Source organism: Nocardioides sp. (assembly GCF_031422975.1).
In the GTDB taxonomy this organism is placed as follows: Bacteria; Actinomycetota; Actinomycetes; order Propionibacteriales; family Nocardioidaceae; genus Nocardioides.
Genome location: NZ_JANPEO010000578.1, coordinates 1 through 5,032 on the forward strand (window position 1 = coordinate 1; position 5,032 = coordinate 5,032).

Below are 5,032 nucleotides of genomic sequence, written 5' to 3' on the forward strand. Positions count from 1 at the left end.
CATCGCCGGCCGGCGCCCCGCGCACGGCGGTCCGGACGTCGGTGAGGACCGCCGGGAAGTCGACGGCACCGAGCTTGCCCGCCGAGCCGAGGGCGGCATCGGGCATCAGGGCCAGCGGCGCCACCGCCACAAGGCCGGCCACGAGCACCCGGGTGGCGCGATCGGGCGTGAGGTCGAGCAGCGACTCGGCGCCACGGGCGGCGAGCACCACCGTCAAGGGCGCCGCCAGCGCCAGCAACCGGGAACCATCGCGGAGCAGTCCCCCGCCCGGCACGTGCGCGGCCCACCACCCGACGGCTCCGGGGGCCGACCAGCTCACCATGGCCAGTCCGATGCCCACCCCCCAGCAGAGCACGAGCGCGCCGAACCCCCCGATGGGTGTACGTCTGTGCGCGCGCCAGCCAAGGATCGCGAGCGACCCCACGAGCACCAAGGAGACGACGGCCAGGAAGCCCAGCCGCGTCGCCGGCACCACTTCCGCGTTCCAGATGCCGCCCAGGGACAACGCAGCGAGCGGACCCGGGAGCAGGCCCTCGTCACTCGCGGCGAACACCCGGGCACCGGCCGCGGCCGAGGTGGCGTCACCCGAGTGCAGCAGCCCGGCGACCAACCAGGGCAGGTTGGCGACGACGCCCAGCCCCGCGAGGGTCGCGTTGCGAGTCACGGCTCCGCGGCGCCAGCCACCCGCCAGCGCAGCGACGGCAGTGGCCACGCCGGTGCTGGCGCTGAGCGAGCCCACCAGGAGCAGCGCCGGCAGGGCCAGGGGCGCCCTCGTGCCGAGGTCCCAGCGACGACACACGACCAGCAGCCACGGGAGCACGGCATACCCGACCAGGACCGGCCAGTGCCCCATCACGAGACGCTCCACGACGAAGGCGTTCCACACCATCAGCGACGAGGCAACCAGCTGGGCCCCGAGTGAGAGGCGCCCGACCAGCGCCGCGGCCCCGTCTCCCGCCGCGACGAGAGACCCGACCAGCACCAGCTTCTGGAGCAGCATCCCGGGGATGACCTCGTCGAGCAGGGCGACGACCGCGTCCGAGGGCACCGCCCGCGGCAGCGCCGTACCCACGCCCCAGACATCGGGAGTCACGGCCAGGTCCGGCACCCACACCATGTCGTAGCTGAGCACGTAGCCAGGGCCCAGGGCTCCGCCCAGCAGCAGCACGGCGAGCAGCAGGGACCACAGCGACGGCGCCAGTCGTCGTCTCTCCACCTGCGATCCCTTCGCTGCCGGACGCGTTCGCGCGCCGCGCGGGTTGTGCAGGTGCCGACTGTAGTGGCGCTTCGAGCAACTAGGCTCGCAGGCGTGGGAATGAGAGTCGCGGTCGAACGCATCGCCAACAGCAGCTCCGGCATCGCGGTGTCCATGGCGATCATGAACTTCGCGACCTATGGTTTCGTGATCCTCGCCTCTCCCCTGCTCGGCACGGAGAGGTACGGCGCCGTCGCGGCGTCGCTCAACGTGCTGCTCGTCATCAGCGTGGGCGCGCTCGGGCTGCAGGCGACCGCCGCGCGGCGCATCTCCGCCGAGCCGCAGCACGTCGCCCAGATCGAGGACTCGATCCGGCGCGTCACCTACCGCGCCGCAGCGGCACTGGGACTCATCCTGCTCGTGCTCAGCCCGGTGATCCGACGCGTGCTCGACCAGGAGCACGTCGGCGGCGTCCTGATCATCGCTGCCTCGGCCGTGCCGATGACGATCGCGGGCGGGCTCGCCGGCATCCTGCAGGGCGAGCGCCGGTGGGCCGGACTCGGCGCCCTCTACATCGCGTCCGGGGTGCCGCGACTCGTGATCGGTGGGGCGTTCATCGCGTGGCGGCCGACGGAGTTCTGGGCGCTCCTCGGTGTGGGCATCAGCTTCTGGGCCCCGGTGCTCGTCGGCCTGTGGGTGCTGCGGCACGAGCGGCACCCGAGTCCGAAGTCCGCCGAGCACACCGGCATGGCGATGCTCAAGGAGAGCATCAGCAACGGCCAGGCGCTCTTCGCCTTCTTCGCCCTCAGCAGCGTCGACATCATCGTCGCGGTCAACGTGCTGTCCAAGCACGAGGCCGGCCTCTACGCCGGCGGCCTGATCCTTGCCAAGGCGATGCTGTTCCTGCCCCAGTTCGTGGTGATCGTCGCCTTCCCGTCGATGGCGACGGGGGGCGAGCGTCGCAAGGCCCTGGTCACCAGCCTGTCGCTGGTCGCCGCACTCGGCGCCGCCGGCACCGTGGCCGCGTGGCTGCTGTCGAGCATCGCGATCCGCTTCGTCGGTGGCGCGAAGTATGCCGAGGTGGAGCCCCGGCTCTGGCTCTTCGCCATCTTGGGCACGCTGCTCTCGATGATCCAGCTGCTCGTCTACTCGGTGCTAGCCCGGCAGGGCAAGCGCTCGGTGTACGTCGTGTGGGTGGCCCTGATCACCATGGTCGGTGTCGGTCTCACGGCCGACTCGGTGCTGGGCCTGGTCACGATCGTCGTCCTGGTCGACCTGGCGCTCCTGGTCGTCCTCCTCGCCATCAGCGCGTGGTTCCTGCGCGAGAGCGCAACCTCTCCCGAGGAACCCGCCACCGCCACGGTCTAGTGAGCCGCCTCGTGCCAGCTGCGCCCGGTGCCGACGGACACGTCGAGCGGGACGGCCAGGTCTGCCGCCCGTCCCATCTGGTCGCGCACCAGCGCGGCCAGGGCGTCGCTCTCGCCCGGCGCGACCTCGAAGACGAGTTCGTCGTGGACCTGCAGCAGCATCCGTGACGAGAGGCCCTGCTCGGCGATCGCGGACTCGACGCCCAGCATCGCGACCTTGATCAGGTCGGCCGCGGAACCCTGGATGGGTGCGTTCAGCGCCATCCGCTCGGCAGTCTCGCGCCGCTGCCGGTTGTCGCTGGTGAGGTCGGGCAGGTAGCGCCGGCGCCCCATGATCGTCTCGGTGAAGCCCGAGCGTCGCGCCTCGTCCACGATGCCGCCGAGGTAGTCGCGGATGCCACCGAAGGTCTCGAAGTACTCGTCCATCAGCCCACGCGCCTCGGACGGCTCGATGCGCAGCTGCTGCGAGAGCCCGAACGCCGACAGGCCGTAGGCCAGCCCGTAGTTCATCGCCTTGATCTTGGCGCGCTCCTCGGTGCCGACTGCGTCGGCGTCCATGTCGAAGACCCGCGCCGCCGTCATCGAGTGGAAGTCCTGTCCGGAGCGGAAGGCCTCGATCAGCAGGGCATCCTCGGACAGGTGGGCCATGATCCGCATCTCGACCTGGCTGTAGTCGGCCGTCATCAGGGACTCGTAGCCCTCGCCGACGACGAAGCCCTCCCGGATCCGGCGACCGGCCTCGGTCCGGATCGGGATGTTCTGCAGGTTGGGGTCGGTGCTGGAGAGGCGTCCCGTCGCGGCGATGATCTGGTTGTACGTCGTGTGGATCCGCCCGTCGGACGCGACCGTCTTGAGCAGCCCCTCGACCGTCTGGCGCAGCCGGATCACGTCGCGGTGCCGCAGCAGGTGTTGCAGGAACGGGTGCTCGGTCTTCTCGTACAACGACTGCAGCGCGTCGGCGTCCGTGGTGTAGCCGGTCTTGGTGCGCTTGGTCTTGGGCATGTCGAGCTCGTCGAACAGCACGACCTGCAACTGCTTGGGCGAGCCGAGGTTGATCTCCTTGCCGATCACGTCGTAGGCGTCGGCGGCAGCGGCTTTCACCTGGTCGCCGAACTCCGACTCCAGCCCTTCGAGATAGTCGGTGTCGATCGCGATGCCGGTCTGCTCCATCCGCACCAGGGTGCCGATCAGCGGCAGCTCGACATCGGCCAGGAGCGCGGTGCCGCCGTGCTCCTCGACTGCCCCGTCGAGGGCCTCAGCCAGGTCGAGGATCGCCCGCGCCGTCAGCATCGCGACGTCGCTGGTGCCGGTGTCGTCGAGGGTGTCGAAGCTCAGCTGGTCGACATCGCCGGTGTCCTGACGGAGCTCACGCTTGAGGTAGCGCAGCGTCAGGTCCGCGAGGTCGTAGGAGCGCTGGTCGGGTTGGACGAGGTAGGCCGCGAGCGCGGTGTCCACGGCCAGGCCACGCACCTCCCAGCCCCGCGCGGCGAGCGCCAGCGTCGGTCCCTTCGCGTCGTGCAGCACCTTGGGCTGGGACCCGTCGGCCAGCCAACCGGCCACGGTGGCGTCGTCCTCGGGCGAGATCTCGGTGACGTCGATCCAGGCCCCGGCGCTGGCTCCCGAGGCCAGGGCGATGGACACGACCTCCCCGGTGCCGGCCCGCCAGGAGCCCTGGACAGCGACTCCGACGCGCTCCCCGTCGCTGGCGTGCTGCGCGAGCCAGGCCGCCACGGTGCCGGCGGCCAGTCGCTCACCGTCCAGCTCGAAGCCCGCCTCGGCGACCTCCTCGCCGGCAGCGGGGTCGATGGTGTCCATCAGCCGGGTGCGCAGCTCTCCGCGGAACTCGAGCTCGTCGAGCAGTTCGAGCGCAGCCGTGCGGTCCCACGGCTGGCGGACCGTCTCCCCCGGGCGCACGGGCAGCGTCAGGTCACGGATCAGCGCGTTGAGATGGCGATTGCGGATCACGTCACCGAGGTGCGCGCGCAACGCCTCGCCCTTCTTGCCCGGGATCTCGTCGGCCCGGGCGATCACGTTGTCGAGCCCGTCGAACTGGTTGATCCACTTGGCGGCATACCCCTGACCGACGCCGGGGACACCGGGCAGGTTGTCGGAGGTCTCCCCCACGATGGCGGCGAGCTCGGGATAGCGGTAGGGCGGCACGCCGTACTTGTCCTCGACGTAGGCCGGAGTCAGGCGGGCCAGGTCACTGACCCCGCGCATCGGGTAGAGCACCGTCGAGGTCTCGGTGACGAGCTGGATGGAGTCGCGGTCGCCGGTGAGGATCAGCACCTCCATCCCGTCGGCCATGGCCTCGGTGACGAGGGTGGCGATGATGTCGTCGGCCTCGTAGCCGTCCATCATCAGGTGCTCGATCCGCAGCGCATCGAGGACCTCGCAGATCAACGGCAGCTGGCTGCTGACCTCGTCGGGCGTCTTGTTGCGCCCGGCCTTGTACTCCGCGTACTCCGCG

2 protein-coding genes and 1 pseudogene are annotated in these 5,032 nt (G+C 70.7%); 1 reads left to right on the forward strand and 2 read right to left on the reverse strand.

Features of this window, described 5'->3' with window-relative positions; all coding sequences use genetic code 11:
• Nucleotides 1-1,216, reverse strand: a pseudogene (locus tag RMO85_RS17285) (hypothetical protein); the annotation flags it as partial.
• 99 nt (nt 1,217-1,315) lie between these two features.
• Here RMO85_RS17285 and RMO85_RS17290 point away from each other — a divergent pair.
• On the forward strand, nt 1,316-2,563 hold the full coding sequence (locus RMO85_RS17290; RefSeq protein ID WP_310529960.1) for a polysaccharide biosynthesis protein: 1,248 nt from the start codon (nt 1,316-1,318) through the stop codon (nt 2,561-2,563).
• Here the strand turns inward: RMO85_RS17290 and polA are convergent.
• Nucleotides 2,560-5,032 (reverse strand): DNA polymerase I (gene polA / locus RMO85_RS17295; RefSeq protein WP_310529959.1); only part of this gene is annotated, 2,473 nt, incomplete at its 5' end. The two genes, RMO85_RS17290 and polA, sit on opposite strands and share 4 nt — an antisense overlap.